Annotated in this window: 21 protein-coding genes; 6 read left to right on the forward strand and 15 right to left on the reverse strand. The window is 72.8% G+C overall.

Annotation, left to right across the window (positions count from 1 at the left end; genetic code table 11):
- Positions 1 to 116: 116 nt before the first annotated feature.
- Positions 117 to 602, reverse strand: a complete 486-nt coding sequence (locus tag J7E94_RS11445; RefSeq protein ID WP_215014638.1) for a DUF5709 domain-containing protein — start codon at positions 600 to 602, stop codon at positions 117 to 119.
- Positions 603 to 616: 14 nt separating this feature from the next.
- A complete protein-coding gene (locus J7E94_RS11450; RefSeq protein WP_215014640.1) occupies positions 617 to 859 on the reverse strand; it encodes a DUF6480 family protein in 243 nt (80 codons plus the stop codon).
- Between the two features lie 136 nt (positions 860 to 995).
- Here J7E94_RS11450 and J7E94_RS11455 point away from each other — a divergent pair, with 136 nt between their 5' ends.
- Entirely contained in the window at positions 996 to 1,409 is a 414-nt protein-coding gene (locus J7E94_RS11455) for a CBS domain-containing protein (protein ID WP_215014642.1), read from the forward strand.
- Between the two features lie 98 nt (positions 1,410 to 1,507).
- On the opposite strand, the gene J7E94_RS11460 is transcribed toward J7E94_RS11455, so the two are convergent.
- The 3 genes from J7E94_RS11460 to J7E94_RS11470 all read right to left on the reverse strand — a co-directional run bounded on the left by J7E94_RS11460 (position 1,508) and on the right by J7E94_RS11470 (position 2,921).
- The gene (locus J7E94_RS11460) at positions 1,508 to 1,828 is read right to left on the reverse strand and encodes a hypothetical protein (RefSeq protein WP_215014644.1); all 321 of its coding nucleotides are present in this window, start codon (positions 1,826 to 1,828) and stop codon (positions 1,508 to 1,510) included.
- Positions 1,829 to 1,852: 24 nt separating this feature from the next.
- Entirely contained in the window at positions 1,853 to 2,416 is a 564-nt protein-coding gene (locus J7E94_RS11465; protein WP_374224424.1) for a DUF6328 family protein, read from the reverse strand.
- A 160-nt stretch (positions 2,417 to 2,576) separates the two neighbouring features.
- On the reverse strand, positions 2,577 to 2,921 hold the full coding sequence (locus J7E94_RS11470; RefSeq protein ID WP_215014646.1) for a plasmid stabilization protein: 345 nt from the start codon (positions 2,919 to 2,921) through the stop codon (positions 2,577 to 2,579).
- Positions 2,922 to 3,105: 184 nt separating this feature from the next.
- On the opposite strand from J7E94_RS11470, the gene J7E94_RS11475 reads away from it, so the two are divergent.
- Positions 3,106 to 3,906, forward strand: coding sequence for an SDR family oxidoreductase (locus J7E94_RS11475; protein ID WP_215014648.1), 801 nt, complete (start codon positions 3,106 to 3,108; stop codon positions 3,904 to 3,906).
- Between the two features lie 118 nt (positions 3,907 to 4,024).
- Positions 4,025 to 4,297, forward strand: coding sequence for a hypothetical protein (locus J7E94_RS11480; protein WP_215014650.1), 273 nt, complete (start codon positions 4,025 to 4,027; stop codon positions 4,295 to 4,297).
- A 413-nt stretch (positions 4,298 to 4,710) separates the two neighbouring features.
- Here the strand turns inward: J7E94_RS11480 and J7E94_RS11485 are convergent, their stop codons facing one another.
- A complete protein-coding gene (locus J7E94_RS11485; protein ID WP_215014652.1) occupies positions 4,711 to 5,526 on the reverse strand; it encodes an SDR family oxidoreductase in 816 nt (271 codons plus the stop codon).
- A gap of 865 nt (positions 5,527 to 6,391) precedes the next feature.
- Positions 6,392 to 6,667: an isoamylase early set domain-containing protein gene (locus tag J7E94_RS11490; protein WP_215014654.1), complete on the reverse strand. Its 276-nt coding sequence runs from the start codon at positions 6,665 to 6,667 to the stop codon at positions 6,392 to 6,394.
- A gap of 168 nt (positions 6,668 to 6,835) precedes the next feature.
- Between J7E94_RS11490 and J7E94_RS11495 the strand changes: the two genes are divergently transcribed.
- Together J7E94_RS11495 and J7E94_RS11500 are read left to right on the forward strand one after the other, a co-directional pair.
- Positions 6,836 to 7,120, forward strand: a complete 285-nt coding sequence (locus J7E94_RS11495; RefSeq protein ID WP_215014656.1) for a glutamate-cysteine ligase family protein — start codon at positions 6,836 to 6,838, stop codon at positions 7,118 to 7,120.
- Positions 7,117 to 7,527, forward strand: coding sequence for a hypothetical protein (locus tag J7E94_RS11500; protein WP_308344899.1), 411 nt, complete (start codon positions 7,117 to 7,119; stop codon positions 7,525 to 7,527). Before J7E94_RS11495 ends, J7E94_RS11500 begins: the two co-directional genes overlap by 4 nt.
- Positions 7,528 to 8,106: 579 nt before the next feature.
- On the opposite strand, the gene J7E94_RS35370 is transcribed toward J7E94_RS11500, so the two are convergent.
- The 4 genes from J7E94_RS35370 to J7E94_RS11520 form a co-directional block, all read right to left on the reverse strand.
- A complete protein-coding gene (locus J7E94_RS35370; protein ID WP_215014658.1) occupies positions 8,107 to 8,583 on the reverse strand; it encodes an AraC family transcriptional regulator in 477 nt (158 codons plus the stop codon).
- Between the two features lie 37 nt (positions 8,584 to 8,620).
- Positions 8,621 to 9,658, reverse strand: coding sequence for an NAD-dependent epimerase/dehydratase family protein (locus J7E94_RS11510; protein ID WP_215014660.1), 1,038 nt, complete (start codon positions 9,656 to 9,658; stop codon positions 8,621 to 8,623).
- A gap of 65 nt (positions 9,659 to 9,723) precedes the next feature.
- On the reverse strand, positions 9,724 to 9,936 hold the full coding sequence (locus J7E94_RS11515) for a hypothetical protein (protein WP_215014662.1): 213 nt from the start codon (positions 9,934 to 9,936) through the stop codon (positions 9,724 to 9,726).
- A 93-nt stretch (positions 9,937 to 10,029) separates the two neighbouring features.
- Positions 10,030 to 10,416 carry an STAS domain-containing protein gene (locus J7E94_RS11520; RefSeq protein ID WP_215014664.1) on the reverse strand — a complete coding sequence of 129 codons (387 nt, stop codon included), beginning with the start codon at positions 10,414 to 10,416 and terminating at the stop codon, positions 10,030 to 10,032.
- A 155-nt stretch (positions 10,417 to 10,571) separates the two neighbouring features.
- Between J7E94_RS11520 and J7E94_RS11525 the strand changes: the two genes are divergently transcribed.
- Positions 10,572 to 10,802, forward strand: coding sequence for a DUF6479 family protein (locus tag J7E94_RS11525; protein WP_215014666.1), 231 nt, complete (start codon positions 10,572 to 10,574; stop codon positions 10,800 to 10,802).
- A 250-nt stretch (positions 10,803 to 11,052) separates the two neighbouring features.
- On the opposite strand, the gene J7E94_RS11530 is transcribed toward J7E94_RS11525, so the two are convergent.
- The 4 genes from J7E94_RS11530 to J7E94_RS11545 are packed head-to-tail and all read right to left on the reverse strand — an operon-like array spanning position 11,053 to position 17,235.
- Entirely contained in the window at positions 11,053 to 12,300 is a 1,248-nt protein-coding gene (locus J7E94_RS11530) for a type III PLP-dependent enzyme (protein ID WP_215014668.1), read from the reverse strand.
- A complete protein-coding gene (locus J7E94_RS11535) occupies positions 12,297 to 14,069 on the reverse strand; it encodes an IucA/IucC family siderophore biosynthesis protein (protein ID WP_251056502.1) in 1,773 nt (590 codons plus the stop codon). The genes J7E94_RS11530 and J7E94_RS11535 overlap by 4 nt, the downstream gene beginning before the upstream one ends.
- Positions 14,069 to 15,349, reverse strand: coding sequence for an MFS transporter (locus J7E94_RS11540; RefSeq protein ID WP_374224425.1), 1,281 nt, complete (start codon positions 15,347 to 15,349; stop codon positions 14,069 to 14,071). The genes J7E94_RS11535 and J7E94_RS11540 overlap by 1 nt, the downstream gene beginning before the upstream one ends.
- Positions 15,346 to 17,235: an IucA/IucC family protein gene (locus J7E94_RS11545; RefSeq protein WP_308344935.1), complete on the reverse strand. Its 1,890-nt coding sequence runs from the start codon at positions 17,233 to 17,235 to the stop codon at positions 15,346 to 15,348. The genes J7E94_RS11540 and J7E94_RS11545 overlap by 4 nt, the downstream gene beginning before the upstream one ends.
- Between the last annotated feature and the right edge of the window lie 16 nt (positions 17,236 to 17,251).

Genomic DNA, 17,251 nt, shown 5'->3' on the forward strand with positions numbered 1-17,251 from the left:
CTCCTGGCGACGCCGAACCATGCACGGACGCGCGCGAGGTGGACGCGGCGGACGCGCGGTAGCCGCCCGGTGGACCGGCCCGGCCCGCCGTCTCGCCCCGCCGTCGGAGCCCAGCCCTATCCCTCGGGTTCGAAGCCCCCTTCTTCTCCCCCGGTTTCGTCGGGCTCCTCGACGATGTGCACGGCGGCCTCCTCCGCCGAGGCCGCCCCGCCGTTCACGCCCACGTCCTGGGCCATGACGGAGATGTGGCGTGAGGGCCCCGTCTCCTCCGCAGGGGCCAGCCGTCCCGCGCGCACGGGGCCGGCCTGCGGGGCGTCGCTCTCGTCGGCGAACTCGTCCCAGGTTCCCTCGTCGTCCGGGCCGGGCTCGGGAACCTCGCGGGCGAGACGCTGGTCGAGGGTCTCCCCCGTGTGCCGTCCCTCGGCGGTCGTGGCCGGATCGTTGACGCCCAGCGGCCGCTCGGGCGGCGAGTACCCCGTGTCGAGGGTCTCGTCGAGCCCGGGCTCGTCCAGGGCGTTCTCCATGTCGGGCAGCGCCTCGGCCGGAACGTCGCCCTCGTGCGGTTGGTAGACCTCGTCGCCGTGGGACTCGGTGCCGCTCATGAAGCCTCCCCGGTTCAGAAGTCCACCACTATGGCGAAGACGAGGAAGAACAAGGCGCAGATCACCGCCAGCACGACGATGATCGCGAGAGGGCCTCGGACCCACCCCCGCTTCAGCGGCCGGTGAGGTCCGGCGCCGGTGGCGGTGCTCGCCTCTCCCGGCGGCGTCTCCCCGGGCGGAACTCCGCCGCCCGGTTCGAGTCCTGGTGTCACACGGGGATCGGGGTCCGGGTTGCTTTCCGGGATGTCTCTGGTCATACCTGGCGGCTCCCCGTGATCGGGGATGTCATGCATGCCCGGGGCCTTCTTCGGGCCTGGTCGGCGTATGCCGGCCCGGAGCCGGGGTAGGCGCGCCACAGGACCCAACCAACTCGAACCGGAAAGGCACATCGTCATGACCACGGCGCGAGACATCATGACTCCGGAACCGGAATGTATCGACGCTGAGTCGACTGTCCTCGAAGCGGCCAAGAAGATGGCACGCCTCGATGTCGGCGCGCTGCCGATCTGCGGTACCGATCACAAGCTGAAGGGGATGCTGACCGACCGGGACATCGTCACCAAGGTCCTCGCAGTCGGCAAGGACCCCGCGACGTGCAAGGCGGGCGAACTCTCCCAGGGCGAGGCCGTCACCATCGGCGCCGACGACGACGCCCAGGAGATCCTCCACACCATGGCCCAGCACAAGGTCCGGCGCCTGCCCGTGATCGACGGCCACGACCTCGTCGGGATCGTCTCCCAGGCCGACGTCGCCCGTGCGCTGCCGGACCCGAAGGTCGGCGACCTCCTCGAAGCCATTTCCAGCTGACCGGCGTTCTTCTGCGGCTGACTCGGCCGGACGTCTTGACGTCCGGCCGAGTCAGCCGCGTCCGGGCACGGAATCGTTGATCGGCCGAGGTCCGCTCGTCATCGGTAGCGGCGACACCAGCGGCTCAGCAGCGCGGCGGTGACGAGCAGGGTGGCCGGCCAGGTGACGGCGAAGGCAGTGATCCACGCGCCGGAGTCGGTGGCGACGGCCAGGGTGAGAAGCACCAGGCAGGCCGTGACGCACGCGGCGAGCAGCAGCCGCGCCGAGGAGGCCCGGACGGACCGCCAGAAGTGCGGATCCGGCCCGGTGCCGGTCTGCAGGGTGCGCAGTCTGCGCTCCATGAGCCGGTCCCGCCCCAGGGCCTGCTCGATCGCGTCCAGGCTCTGCCGTTCTCGCGGGGTCAGGGGCGGGGGATGCATGGCGGCCTCCCGGTCGGGCGGGCGTCAAGGGGCGCGGCGGGCCGCTCGGCGGCGCAGCCGGAGGGGCAGGACGTACCAGCACAGGGCGAACCACCCCATCACCGAGGCGACGAGGACCTGTGCAAGGGGCCGGGGAAGTACGACGTCCAGGATGAGGAGCAGAGTGCAGGCGATGGTCAGGGCGAGGAGCGCCATCCCGCACACCATCATGCGGCCGGCGGCTTCCACCACCTCGTCCTTCATCCGCAGGCCGGACAAACAGCGGTGGATGGCCACCGGTGCGATCAAGGCGGCCGTCGAGGAGGCGCCGAGCACGACGGTGACCACGTACAGGGCGCGGTCGAATGTCGTCAGCTCGTCGAACCGGGAGGTGAAGGCGATGCTGAGGAGGAAGCCGAAGAGGACCTGCACGCCGGTCTGAGCCACACGTGTTTCCTGGAGGATCTCGGCCCAGCGGCGGTTCACGCGCTCGCGGGCACTCTCCGGCGGCCCGTCCGCCGCCCCTTGCGGCCCGGGCTCCACCTCCCCCGTCGGCCCGGGACCTGCTGTCGCAGCAGAAGCGACTTTGTGTCGTGCGGCGGTGGTCATGGCGCGCCCTCCTCGATTCCTGCGCCTACCCGGCCGAAGTCCCGGTATTCGAACTTCTGCCCTGCGCCCGGGCCGGCTCGTACGAGCACCCGCCCGGGCGCCTACCTGTTTCGGACCCTCCGCCGCCGGGATCCCCTCTCTCCCTGACGCAGACGCGAGGTCAGTTGCCGAGGGCCTTCTTGAGCTGCTGCTTGTTCATCGTGGAGCGGCCCTCGACGCCGCGCTTCTTCGCCTCCTCGTACAGCTCGTCGCGCGTGCGTTCGGTAGAAGACCCGCCGCCTCCGCCTCCGCCACCGCCGGACTTCTGGCCCCCGCGCTGGGAAGGCGACTTGCCCTGGGTGGAACTACGGCTGGACGACTTCGACTCGCCGGACTGGGCCCGCTCCTTGTTCACCGTACGGGCCGCCATCTCCTTCGCGCGGCCTTCCGACATGCCGCGCTCCTCACCGGACTCCTTGATGTGTTCGTACTGGCGCTCACGCTTGCCGCCGGAACCTCGAGGCATTACAGATCTCCTTCACCATCGCTGGGGGTTGCACCCCTCATGCTGCGAGCCCGTACGCCCGCCCGCACGCCGACCACGTCCATCCGCGTGTGTGCACCGGGCCGGCGATGTGCCGGGGGGCAGGTGTCTGCGGCGGGGGCTCTGGTGCGCGCGTACCCACTCTCACCGGGGGTAGGCGACCCGTATGAACAGTTCGCGCCCTTTGGCTGTCATCACCGGCGCCTCGAGCGGAATCGGTCTCGAGCTGGCCCGGGAATTCGCCGCACAGGGCCACGACCTCGTGATAGCCGCCGAAGACGAGGCCATCCACGAGGCCGCCCTCCGGCTGGGTTCCCGCGGGGCCCGGGTCCGGGCAGTGCGAACGGATCTGGCCACCTACGACGGGGCCGAATCCCTCGTCCACGAGGTGCGCGCCGAGCACCGGCCGGTGAGCGCCCTGGTCCTCAACGCCGGTATCGGCCAGGGAGGTTCCTTCCTGGAGACGGAGCTGGCCGACTTGGGCCGGGTGATCGACCTCAACATCAGCTCGACCGTCCACCTGGCCCGCCGGCTGCTCCCGGACATGGCCGCCGGTGGCGGCGGCCGACTGCTCATCACTTCATCCGTCGCGGCGGAACTGCCCGGTCCGTTCCACGCCGTCTACAACGCCTCCAAGGCGTTCCTCCACTCCTTCGGTCTGGCTCTGCGCGCGGAGCTGGCGGACACCGGTGTATCGGTCACGGTGCTCCTCCCCGGAGCCACCGACACGCGCTTCTTCGTCCGGGCAGGCCTGCTCAACACGCGGCTCGGGCGGTCGAGGAAGGACGACCCGGAGCTGGTTGCCCGACAGGCGTACAAGGCCCTGATGGCCGGCCATGCCCAAGTGGTGGCCGGCTCGCTGCACACCCGCGCCCAAGAGCTGGCCACCCATGCCCTGCCGGCCCCCGCGAAGGCAGCTGTGCACCGACGCCTGGCCAAACCGGGCGGAAGCCGGAGCCATCTGTGAGCTCCGCGCGGACAGCGACCACGCGGCGGCGGATCCACGGCGTGATCACCGCCCGGGAGGGTAGAGGCAGGACTCGGGTGCGCGAGAGCCGTGCCCCAAGCCGTGGGAGGACCATGACATGGAGTGGGCTTCATGGACGACCGTCGCGGTCTTCGCCGGCCGGGGCGGAGTGTCCACGGTCGAGGCGGGGATCATCGATGGCGAGATCGATGTCCACACGACATGGGCGGCCGGCGAGGCCCATGTAGCGGTCCAATACCGCGGCGGGTCGCACTGGTTCACCCTCGCGGGCAGCCCCGTGCCCTGCCCGTCGGCCGACGCGAGCAGGGCGCTCCACGACGACGTGGTCGAAGCCGTGCGCGCCGGCGGCGCGGCAACCGTGCCGGACTGAACCCGTGCCACTGAGTCGGCCGGTGTCCGGGCATCGCCGATCGCGGCGCGAAGGGCCTGCTCCAGCCTGCTCCAGCACCGGGTGGGCGCCGTCTCGGTGGCTGCGCATGGCCAGGGCCGTCTGCGCCATGAGTGGGGGCGGCGTCCTGGCGTCCGCCGTACGGATCGCGTTCGCGAGGATGCGGCGGGCGGTCTCGGCGGTGCAGGGCCCCAGCGCCGTCACGGTCCCGGTCGCGCGACCGAGGGCGGCCGGGCCGGGAGCGTCCGGTGCGGCGTCCCCGCCGGGGTGCGGCGTCCCCGCCGGCCGGGGAAAGGTGGGGCGCTGGTGGGTGGGACATCCCCCTGGGGAGTGACGCTCCCCCGCCCTCGGGGCCGCGCGGGCGAATGGTGCCGGCAGCCCTCCCCGCTGCCCTGTCAGGGGCGCCGCCAGCGGTCGTCCTCCATGTGGGAGCCCGCCATCGGGCCCATCCGGAGCATGCCGCCGTCGACGGCCCAGGAAGCGCCGGTGACGTACGAAGCGCCCTCGCCGGCGAGGAACGCGATGACAGCGGCGACCTCGCGGGCGTCTCCGGGCCTGCCCAGCGGTACACCGGGCCGCGACTCGCGCCGGACGTCCCGGTCCTCCTGGCCGGTCATCGGGGTGGCGATCTCCCCCGGGGCCACGGAGTTGACCGTGATGCCGTGTTCGGCCAGCTCCAGGGCCATCACCTGGGTGAGCAGCCCCAGTCCGCCCTTCGCCGCGCAGTAGGGCCCGGCCCCGACGCGCGGCTGGTGTTCGTGCACGGAGGTGACGTTGACGATCCGCCCCCCGGCGCCTTGGGCGATCATGCGGCGTGCCGCGTGTTGGGAGCACAGGAGGGGCCCGACCAGGTCGACGTCGAGCACCTCGCGCACGGTGTCGAGGTCGAGGTCCAGGAACGGTGTGGCCGTCCCGGTACCCGCGTTGTTCACCAGCACGTCGATCCTGCCCAGCTCGTCCGCGAGGTGGTCGATCTCGTCCGCCGCGGCCGGCAGGCGGGTCAGGTCGAGCCGGGTGACGACGGCCCGCCGCCCGTGGCTGCGGACTTCGGCGGCGGTGTCCTGCGCACCCTTTTCGTCGGTGTGCCAGGTGATCCCGATGTCCATTCCGTCCGAGGCCAGCCGGACCGCGGTGGCCCGGCCGATACCGGAGTCCGCACCGGTGACCACTGCGGCCGTGGGCCTGCGTCCGCCGTCGTTGAAGCGGGTCATGGCAGCGCCTTTCTCCCGTGGGATGCCCGGCCCCCTGTCGAGGCCGCATCGCGCTGCTACCCGCCCGGGCCGCGGGAATGTCCCCGTGGTGTTTCCGGCAGGTGCGGACGGACGTCCCTCAGGGCGCAGCCGACATTTGACGCGCTGCTCCCACCGGCGTGGTCCGCCGTCCTCGTCCTCAGCCCGACCGGCACGGGTGGCCCTTCCTGCGGGCCCAGTGGATTCCCCGGGCCCGTGACCCGAGCGCCCGGCCCAGGAGTACCGACCGGACCTCCCCGTCTGTCGCCGCTCCCCCGGCGGAGCCGGCCCGGCCGGCCACACTGGCCGGGATCCTGGCGTCCGCCACCCGGGGCAAAGCCGCTCCACGGGTGCCGTCTGCTTCCGATGACCGCCACGTAGAGGGACCAGTCCCCCGCGTAGGCGGACACCTCACCCACCGGCCACGCGCCACGGGGGCCGTGGGTGAGGTCCAAGACGATCGACGACACGTTCCCGGGCAATGCCGACAGGGCGTCGCCGAGAGCACGGCTCCCGTGGGGCGATTCGTTCCCACCACAGAGGGTGACCACAGCCGTGTCCCCGAGAATCTGGACTCGCACGTGCAGTGCTCGCATCGCGGGCCTCTCCCGGAGGGGGTGGCAGCCCCGGGGCCGCGGCACACTCCGCGACCCAGCGCGCGACGGATGCCGCGCGACGTCCCGGGGTCCAAAGCCGTGAACAGCACCTGCGCGCGATGCTCAAGATCGTCCCGCGTCACAGCGGGCCTCTCGAAACCTCAAACCGGCAGAACCAGGCTGGTCAGTCCTCTCCACCCTCCCGCACGCCCGGCCCCGGCGACAGGCCTGCCCTGCGTACGGCGGCTGGATCAGGTGTGCAGGCGGCTGTTGGTGCCGTCGTGGCCGTCGGCGCTCTCGTCGTCGAACCAGTAGTCGCCGGCCGCGAGGTAGCGGAAGACGTGCGTGCTCGCGCCGGGCAGGGCGACGGTGACGGCCCGGCTGCCGTCCTTCCTCGTCCGCAGTTCATGGACGCCCGGCTGCCAGTCGTTGAAGTCACCGACGACGCTGACCGGCCCGGGCGGGGTGTCTGCCGGAAGGACGAAGGTGATCTCGGTGCGGTCCTTGCGTCGCTTGCGTTCGAGCACGGAAGCCTCCTGTCGGTGGTGCGGGTCGGGACTCATCCTGCTGCCCGGACACGTCCGCCGCACGGCGGCGCAGCGGCGGAACACCCGACGGGGTGCGAGCGGCACTCTTACGCACCAGACCCGGCCTGTGCCGGGGTTTCGAGTCCCCTCGGAAGGTACGCGCGGAGCATGGGCGTCACCGGGCCGGGCGAATTCGGCCGCTGGCCCACCGCCGGTCCCGCCCCGCTGCTGGACAACGACTCGTACGAGGACACCGCCGACGCCCTGGTCGCCTCCGGCATCCTCATGGACCGGCGGATGATCTACTGGTTCGCCCGACCCTCCGAGCACCACCCCACCGTGGAGTTCCGGGTCGCGGACACAACGCCGACCTCACCACTCGCGCGTGAGCCTGCACGGGCTGGCAGGCCAGGCCTCCGTTCGTGGAGGGGCCGGTGTCTGGTGGGGCCGTGAGCGGGTACACGCACCACGAGTCACAGCGGCCGGAGGAGGTGGGTCTGGTCATGGACGGAACCGGACTGTCACGTCAGGAACAGCTGATCCTGACCGCGATCGAACGCGAACTGTGCGGGGACCAGCAGCTCGATCGCAGACTGCGAACCATGGCCCGCCGGTCCATGCCGCTGGCCGCCACCCGCGGCCTGCTGCGCCGTGTCCCCCTCGGCGGAACCGTCGGCGTGCTGGTGCTGCTCTCCGTGGCCCTGTTCCACCCGGCCGAGGCCAGCTCGTCACCCGCGCTGATCTGGGCCTTCGCCGCCGTGTGGGCGTGCACTCTCTTCGCGATGGTCCTTCTTGTGCGCCGTTGGTGCCGTGGGCACCGACGGCAGGAGCAGGGGCCTCATCGCGGCACGGCCGAGTAGCGGCCCTCAGTAGCGTTCCCGCGTTCCTCTCGCGTCCGGACAGAACGGAGCCCGCCATGATCCGTACGCATACGGGGCAGCCGACCCATCCCTTCCCGCCGGGCCCGTCGCCGTACCCGGCGCCGCCCACGCACCCCTTCCCCGTCGACCCCCACTCGCCGGAGCCCAAGCCGCCACCCCCGGAGCCCGAGCCGGGACCGGGACGGGAACCAGGGCCGCAGCCCGCACCCCAGCCATCGCCGTAACGCGGGGCCGGGGCAGGGTCCGGGGCCCGCTCATACCCGCAAGGGGGCTGAGCGCTGGGGGTGCCGTTCGCGGTCAGCGGCCGTCCGTTCCACGGTCCTCCCGGCGCCTGCGGCGGCGTCGGCCGAGGGCTCCCGCCAAGCCGATCAAACCGCCTGTGAGCGCGCCGGACACGAGGATCCGCAGCAGGTCTTCCATCGAATACTCCCCCTCTGGGCCAGTTCACCGTTGCTCAGTCCGCGCGGAGGCGTTCCTGTGCCTGGGTGCTGATCACCTACGAACGGGGACCCTATCGACGTGCCGACGGCCTGGCTTGGACAAATTTGACCTCGCCTCTCACAGGGCGAGGGCCCCCTCCGCCACACGGGCCGCGGCCATCTGGCCGGGAGTGGCCCCGGCCAGGGCACGGAACTCGCGGTTGAGGTGAGCCTGGTCGTAAAAGCCACAGGCAGCAGTCACTTCGGTGAGATGCGCCCCCTCCCGGGTGAGCAGCCTCACCGCCCGGTGGAAGCGCAGCACCCGGGCGGACATCTTGGGCGTCAGGCCGACCTGTTCGGTGAACCGGCGGACCAAATAGCCCTGGCTCCAGCCCACTTCGGCCGCGATCCGGCCGACCGGGAGCGCCCCGCCGGCGCGGGACAGCAGTCGCCAGGCGTGGCTCACCTCGGGCGCGGGAGCCGGGCCGCGCTCGAACCGGGCCGACAACGCGATGTCCAGCAGGTCGAACCGGGCTCCCCAGTCGCTGGTGGCTGCCAGCTGGTCGGCCAGTACTCCGGCCCCGGGTCCAAGGGCGTCGCAAAGCCCGACGACCACGTTTCGCGGGCGTACCGCTGGAGCGGGGCCCCCGGGCTTACGCGGCCAGCGGCGCGGTGGACATCCCGGCGCCCTCCCGCAGGCCCGTCAGGAACGCCTCCACGGCCTGGAGGGCCGTGTGGCGGGGCTGCCAGCCCAGCTCGGTGCGGGCCCGCGAGGCGTCCATCAACGGCAGGCGCAGCACGGCGTCGAACAGATCGGGAGAGGCGGGGACCAAGTGGAGCCGCCAGGCGGCGGCCAGTGCCGCCCGCACGGGCGCTGTCGGCAGGGACAGCCGGCGGGCTTGTAGAAGGCCGGCCAGGGCCTCGGCGTCGATCGGCGGGTCGGCTGCCAGGTTGAAGGGCCCGCGCACGTCCCGGGTGACGGCAGCCAGGTAGGCGGCGGCGGCGTCGTCCGTGTGCAGGGCCTGGAAGCGCAGGCCGGCCAGGTCGGGGACCGCCGGGATCAGCCCGGGTCGCACGAGTCGGCCGGGAAGCAATCGGCCTCCGAAGATCCTTCGCTGTTCGGAGGCGGAAGTGCGTTTGAACAGGAAGGCCGGGCGCATCCGGACGATGCGGACGTCGGCGTGGGACTGCTCGAAGGCGTCGAGGACACGCTCCAGGTAGGCCTTCTCACGGGTGTACGCGGCCTGGGGCCATCCGTGGGTGGGCCAGGACTCGTCGACCGCGGTGTCCTTCGGGCCGGGTGAATACGCGCCGACGGAAGAGGCGTGGACCAGCACGGGTACGCCTGCGGCGGCCACCGCTTCGAAGACCCGCACACTGCCCAGGACGTTGGTCTGCCAGGTCTGGGCCGGGTCGTGGGTCGGCTGGAACTTCCACGCGAGGTGGATCACCGCATCTGCTCCGGCGAACAGGGGCACCAGGTCGGGGCCGTCCGGTTCGATGTCCGCGGTTTCCCAGGCCGTCTTGGCGGGGCTCCAGTCGGGAGCCCGGCGGGCGATGCCGAGGACAGAGGCCACGGCCGGGCTGTCGGCGCACGCCTGCACCACGCTGGTGCCGACGTTCCCGGTGGCCCCGACGACCACGACCCGTAGGCCGTCATCGCCGGGCTGCGGGGAGGCGGGGCGGTTCATGACTCGGTCCTTTCGCGTCGGGTGCGCACGCACCGGTGCCCGCGGAGGCATGGGGGCGCCTACGCCTACTCGGACTGCTCCTCACCGTGCTTTCCCCGCTTGCCGTGCTTGGCCGCGCGGCGCTGTGCTTCGGTGTTGGGGCTGAGGGCGTCACCGGAGCTCCCGTCCTGTGAGCCGGGCATGACCGCGTCCTCCGCCTCGCGGCGCGCTTCGCGGTCACCGCTTTCCCCGGGCGCCTTGGAGGGAGGAGTCGGCTTGCGGTGTTCCTGCTCGTTCATGACGTGCTTCCTCTCGTTCCGGGACCACCTTGCGCACCAGGGGCGGCTACCCGCCTGCCCGGATGTCACTCGTCCGCGTGCGTTCCCGGGAGATCAGTGGGGCGCACGTGCGGGCACGTCCTCGTCGAAGGTGGCTTGGCAGCAGGGGAAGGGCGGCACATCGCACAGTTCCAGAAGCCTCAACAACTGGTGGCTGGGCGCCGCCAACCGCAGGAGGTGCCCCGATTCCGCCGCCCGGCGCCGGGCACTGAGGAGTGTGGCGAGGCCGGCCGAATCACAGAAGGACGAGTGCATCAGATCGATGATGATGTCGGCGTGCTCCGGCGCCTGGGACACGGCTTCGAGCAGAGCGGTCCGCAACTCGCCCACATGCTCGATGTCCATGTCCCCGCTGACGCGGACCACGTGTCTTCGAGGGACGACCGGGCCGGGGTCCGTGTCCGTCTCCACCCTCGGCTTCTCCCTGGATGGGGTAACCATGGGGCACCTCCTCGTATGAGTAGCGCCTGCCCCGCGATGACCACCGCATGCCTGCGGGGGCGGTGAGTGAAGTCCACCGGCGCAAGCGAGCCGGGACGACCACGCGGTGGGGCCCGGGCATGTGCACGACGCGGAATACGGGGTAGGCGAGGGGCATGATCGCTTCCCATCAGCTCCTGGCTGCCGCGTATTCCCCGTCCCTCTTCCTGATCGTGGCGGGCGTGGTCGTGGCTGCCCTCTTGATCGCGGCGTTCTGGTACGGCACTCGACGCGCCGCGGCCCGTAAGGATCCCGGCGCGCAGCCGTCGGACCAGAGCCCTCCTGCCCGAGCCCGTCAGGAGTCCTGGCAGACGCCCGGCGACGCGGACCCGCCCCGGCGCCCTTGACCGGGGGCAGCCAGGCACACGAACCAGACGGCGCGCGCCGGGGCGGTTCGACGACCTTACCGAGCCTCCTTGCGCTTCCACCCCCGAGCCGTGAGCATCCCCGGGACAGCGCGGTGCACTGGGGTGAGTCCAGGTAGCGCACGGCCTCGTCGATCCGGGCGTCGTCCGTCCGCCGTCCGACGGAGGCTCTGCGCCGGTCATGTGGCCATCGTGGCAAGCAAACGCGGAATCCGCCTCGGCTCGGCCGGGGTCACGCAGGGCCGAGTGCCGCCGCGCCGAAGGGCACGTCCGCCGTCCGGTTGAGGAAGTGGAAGCCGGGGCGGGGATGCATGAGGAAGTCGTGGTGCGAGATGTTCCAGGCATAGGCGCCCGCCAGCCCGAAGGCCACCCGGTCACCCGCCCGCAGCCCTGCTGCCGGGACGTGCCGGGCGAGGAGGTCCTTGGGTGTGCACAGCTGGCCCGTCAGGGTGACCCGGCCGCCGCCGGCTGCCGGTCGCGGCCAGGGGTGGGGCCAGGTGTCCACGGGCAGGACGGAGCAGGGCTGGTCGTGGCCCTTGGTCGCCGGGGTGCGCAGATGGTGGGTGCCGCCGCGGACGACGGCGAACTCCTCGCCGTGGCTGCGCTTGATGTCCAGGACCTCCGTCGCGTACCAGCCGCAGTACGCGGTCAGGGCGCGGCCCGGTTCGATGCGCAGGGTCAGGCCGGGGTGTGCGGCGGTGAGGCGGGCGAGACCCGCGCCGTACGCGACCCAGTCGAAGCGGTCCTCGGGGGCGCCGTAGTCGACGTTCATGCCGCCGCCGACGTTGACCTCCGCGAGGCGGATCCGGTGGCGTGCGGCCAGTGCGGCGGCCCAGGCCACCACGGACTCGGCCACGGCCAGCTGCTCGGCGGCATCGAGACCGCTGGCCAGGTGGGCGTGGACGCCGCGTAGTTCGAGGCGCGGGCAGGTGCCGTCGGTCAGGAGGTGGACGGCGGCGTCCGCTTCGGCGGGGTCGAGGCCGAAGGGGGTGGGGCGGCCGCCCATGGCCAGTGAGCTGCCCGCGAGCGAGGCGGTGGACAGGGGCAGGTTGAAGCGGAGCAGGACACCCACGCGCGTGTCGGGGGCGGTCCGGGTCGCCAGCTCGGCCAGCACGCGCAGTTCGTGGACGCTCTCGACGTGGAAGCGCGTCACGCCCTGTTCGAGCGCGGCGGTGATCTCGGCCGGCGTCTTGCCGGGGCCGCCGAAGGCCAGCGGGCGGCCCGGGACGGCCTTGCCGACGTGTGCGAGTTCGCCGCCCGAGGAGACCTCGTACCCGTCGACGTACGGGCCGAGCGCGGCGACGATCTCCGGCTCCGGGTTGGCCTTGGCGGCGTAGTACAGCTCGACGCGCTCGGGGAGGGCCGCCCGTACCGACGCGGCGTGCTCGCGCAACGCGGCCAGGTCGTAGAGGTAGGCGGGAAGTTCGGTGGCGGGCAGGGCCTGGATCCGGTCGCGTACCGAGGGGGTGGGTGCGGTCATCGGGCGCTCCAGGTGGTCTCGTCGTAAGCCGCTTCCGCCGGCACGTCCTCGGCGAAAGGGGAGGGCAGCCGCACGTAGCCGGCCTCGCGGTCGGCCTTGCGCTCCCAGCGGGTGAGCAGGTTCGCCTTGGCCGGCAGCGGCACCCCGGCGAGCAGTGCGGCGAGCCGGGGCGGGCAGCCGTTGCGGTCGGCGTACGTCTGGAGGGTGGCGCGGACCTGCGCCCACAGCGCGGCCTCGGTCCGCGGGTGCAGATCGGCGAGCGCGGCGAGCATCTCGGCGACGTGGTTGACCAGCAGGCAGTAGACCACCCGGTCCCAGCCGCGCTCCGCGTCGTACGTCATGGGGCCGGCGACTTCGGCGGGCAGCGCGGCCAGGGCGGCAGCGTGGCGCTCGGGCAGGAGCTTGGTGCCCTCCAGGTCGCGGAAGAGCACCTGGGCCGGCATGCCGTCGTCGTCGACGCAGACGATGACGTTCTGCAGATGCGGTTCCAGGACGAGGCCGTGGTCGAAGTAGGCGGCCAGCACCGGGGGGACGAGCAGCTTGAGGTACGCCGTCCACCAGTCGAGGGCGGTCTGCGGCCCCGCCCCGTCGAGGAGGCGCGAGAGGTGGGCGGGGCCGGTCGGGTACTCGTCGGCGACGGCGGCCGCGAGCAGCGGGGTCGTGCCGGGCAGGAGCTGGCGGGACAGGCCCTCGCGGACGATCACGCCGAAGCCCTCCAGCAGCGCGCGGTCGGGGGTCCCGTCGGGGCCGGGCAGGGCGAGGCTGCGGTAGGCGGGCTCGCGGAGCATGGCGCTGCCGGGGAAGCGGTCCGCCAGGTCGGTCAGCGCGGGCTCCAGCATGCGGGTCAGGGCCACGGCGCCCGACAGCTCGTAACTGGCGTTCTTGCGGAGGCAGTTGGTGATGCGGACGTTGAGGCTGAACTTCAGGAAGGTCTCACCGTCGTACAGCGTGCGCACGGACGCGGTGGCGGCGAACGGCTTTCCGAGCGGCCCCAGGTCCAGCACGTCGCCCCGGTCGAGGGCGTCCCGCAGCGCGGGGTGCCCGCGCAGCATCTCGTACTGCCAGGGGTGCGCGGGCAGCAGCCGGTAGCCCTCCGGGATGTCGGCGCGTACGCGGTCGAGCGGTTCGGTCGCGCCGTCCTCGGCGGTCTCCTCGGCGATCAGATCGGCGCGTACGGCGAGGTGGTGCAGCGGGAAGGAGGCCCCGGCCTCGGGGGCGTACGCCTGCCAGGACCCGGCGTCACCGGTACGGGCCTTCGGGGTGGGGTGGAAGCGGTGGCCGAAGAGCAGGGACTGCTCGGAGGCGATGTACGCGGCGGGCCCGTCTTCCTCCGCCGAGGCCCGGGCGGTCGTGCGGGCGCGCGCGGCGAGGCTCGCGGCGACGGCCTCGTGCCCGGAGGCGACCTGGTGGAGGAACTCGTCGTTGCGCACGCCCGTCCGCAGCGACAACTCGTCCTGGGTGTACTCGGCCAGGCGCCGCCAGTCGATCTGCGCCCAGACGGCGCCGCGCTGCTCCAGCACCGGGCCGGTGAACCGGTGGGCGCCCAGCAGGGACGTACGGCGCAGGGCGACGCGCAGCAGCACGCCGCGGCGGGGCAGGCGCAGCAGCAGATGGGCGCCGGTGACGGTGCTCTGCTGCTCCGGGCCGGACACTTCGCGCAGCAGGCAGTTGAGGAGGGTGTGGGCGACGACGTCATCTGCGCTCGGCAGCCCCGCAGGGGAGGCGGCCGCGGGAGCGGCGGTGGCGAGCGACTTGTTCAGCGGGGGCATCAACGGCTCCAGCGGGTACGGAGGGCGCGGCGACTGCCGGCAGAAGAGGGAAGGGCGAGGACGCATCCGGCGGCCACGGCGACCACGGCGCCGGTGAGCACGGGTGCGGCCGGACCGAAGTGGCTGGTGCCCACGGCGGCGGCGATGCCGGCGACGACCGCGCCCGCTTTGGAGAAGAACTCCAGCGATCCGAACATCCCGCCGGGCTCGCGGCCCTTGGCGCAGTCGGCCGCCAGCACGGACAGGCAGACGAGGCCGAGGGTCAGGCCGGCACCGAGCAGCACGCGTACGGCGGTGAGGGTGGCCAGGCTGTCCGCGACGCCGTGCCCGGCCAGGCCCAGCGCGATGCAGGTGAAGCCCAGCGCGAGACCGAGCCGCGGGCGGCGGTGGAAGGCGGCGTGCACCTTCATCGCGGTCAGCAGGTAGCAGAGGTGCGGAAGGGCGAAGAACACGCCGGAGAGGACCGGGGAGGTGCCGGGTATGCGCTCGTCGATCAGCCGGATCAGGTACGGGAAGGAGATGACGGTGGAGAAGACGAAGGCGAACTCCAGCGCGTAGAGGGCCCGCAGCCGCGCAGGGGGCTCTGCGGCCGTCCGGGACGCGGCCGGACCCGGTCCGTCGTGCACCGTCGTGCCCGGTCGCGTCGCCTCCGGTCTCGCCGTGCGCGACTCCGGGAGAGCGGCGATCAGCAGGGCCGCGGTCAGCGGCAGGACGGCCAGCAGGGCGTACTGGCGGTGCGGGGACAGCCAGGGCGACAGCGTGCCGACGACCACGGGGGCGAAGACCAGGGCCGCCCGCGCGGCGCCCTGCATCAGCGTGAGCGCCTTGGACAGCTCGGAGCCCTCCAGCGCCGCGCCGAGGTAGCCGTTGGACGCGGCGAACGTGCCGCCGAGGATGCCCTGGAGGACCAGCGCCGCGGTGAAGGCGGCGAGGGAGTCGGCCCAGCCGGCGAGGAGGAACGACACGGCGAGTCCGAGCTGGGCGCGCAGCAGCAGCCGCTTGCGGCCGAACCGGTCGGCGAGCCGTCCCCAGAGCGGAGCCCCGAGCGCGGCGAAAACGGTCGGGACGATGTACAGCACTCCCGCCCAGCGGGCCGTGGCGTCGCCGAGCCCGGGAAGGATCTCCGTGAGGTACGGGGGCAGGCCGAGGGCGGCGAAGGACGCGACGAAGTAGCACCCGGCGACGGCGTGGACCTGCGGGCGCCCCAGCGTCGGGCGCGGCGGGGTCGCCGGAACCGGCATCGCCCTCGGTCCGCTCTCGTGGGCAGCGGTGACACTCATTTCGGGTCCCTCACTCTCCGCAGGTAGTTCGGGCCGGTGGTGTAGTGCTTGTTGATGTCCGCCGCGCCCGAGCGCTCCTTGGTGAGCAGGGTTCCGGCGGTGATCATCGCCTTCACCGGCAGCTCGTGGGCATCCAGCACCGCGGCGCGCAGGACCGCGCCGGGTTCTCCCGGACCGGTGCCGAGCCGTTCGACGGCTTCGGCCAGCCGGTCGCGTACGAGCCCGGTCAGCGTCCGCAGCGGCGCGCGGCCGTGCCGGGCCAGCCCGAAGGCGTACGCCCCCGCGCACAGGTGGAGGGTGATCGTGGTGAACAGGTCGGTGACGGCCCGGTCGTCCTCGCCGAAGATCCGGGCGTCGTCGAACGCGGCCGGGTCGGGGGCGTCGCCGCCGAGCGCCTCCCGCATACGGCGGATGTTGACGCGGGGGCCGTCGTTGTCCTTGAGCAGCAGCCGCAGGCGGGTGCCGCCGTCCGGCGGCCGGTCGAACACCAGGGAGACGTTCTGCTGGTGGGACTCCAGGGCCATGCCGTAGCCGAAGAGCGTGGTCTGCCAGTCGAAGAGCAGCGTGAGGCAGGCGTCGAGCAGGGCGACCGGGTCGCCGCCGTAGAACCGCTCGGCGAGCCGGTCGATCAGCAGCCGGCCCCCGGGCGCCTCGCTCAGCAGCGCGGCCATGGGCAGGATCACGGCGTGATCGAGGCCGGCGGGGTAGCGGCGGCACAGCACGGCGAGGAGTTCGTGTCCCGCGTGGGCGTAGACCGTCTCGTCGGCGAGCAGGACCGTGTCCGTGAAGCGCGGCTCTCGGGCGATCACCGTCTCCAGCAGGCGCTGGCCGGCCGCACCGTCCACGAGGGTGCCGGGCTTGATGGTCCGGCGGTTGCGCAGCCCCAGGGTGGCGGTGGCGAGCGGCAGTTTGAGGTGCAGGGCCGGATCGGCGGTGAGCGCGACCGTACGCATCGACAGGGTCGGCACGGCTTCCAGGTACGGACGGCCGGCGAGGACCGCCTCGCCCTCCAGGCCGGCGGCGCGCAGGGCCTCCCGCAGCGGGGCGCCCACCGTGAGCGGGTGCACGGGGAGCGCGAGGTGGCTGCCGGACAGCTCTGCCAGGCCCAGGTCGGCCGGGGAGGGCCAGTGCTCGGGCAGCGGCGCGGCGCCGCCCCGCACGGTGAGCGCGTGCCGGGGCACGGCGAGCCAGCGCAGGCCGAAGCGCGGGTGGAACTCCGGGGCGTACGAGCGCAGCTGATCGTCGTCCAGCGCGGAGCGGCCGCGGGCCGTGGGGTAGACGGGGTGGTCCAGGCGGGCGGCGAGCGTGTCGTGGGCAAGGCCCGCGGCGAGGCCGGTCCAGTCGGCGGCATCGGTGCCGTAGCGGGCCGTCAGGGCGTCGGCGACCTCCGCGGCGGTGCGGTCGTGCAGCCGCATGGTCGCGAGGGTCTGGCGGCACTCTTCGGCGAAGGCGTCGAAGCCGGCCCGGTCGGCGGGGTCGGCGAGCGCGCTCAGTGCGCCGAGCACGGCCTCGCAGCCGGTGAGCTCCGCGGCATCCGTACCGTCCGTACCGTCCGTACCGTCCGTACCGTCCGTACCGTCCGTACCGTCCGTACCGTCCGTACCGTCCGTACCGTCCGTGCCGTGCGACTTCCGTACGAGCAGCGGGAGTCGGGCGGCGTACCGGCTCTGGAACCCGTCCTCGACGACCGGCAGCAGGAGAGCGGCGCCGTCACCGCCGTCGGCGAGCCTCAGCCATGTGCCGTCCGGCCGCTCGACGACGGTGGAACGGGTACGCAGGCCGACGACGTCCTCACGCAGGAACGTGCTCAAGACCCGTAGGAGCAGGGCCGCTTCAGCAGGGTCGGCGGCGGTGGCGGCGATGGCGCCGGGCGCGGAGCCCGCCACCGGATCGAGCGTGGGC

It is taken from the genome of Streptomyces sp. ISL-94 (assembly GCF_018614075.1).
GTDB lineage: Bacteria > Actinomycetota > Actinomycetes > Streptomycetales > Streptomycetaceae > Streptomyces.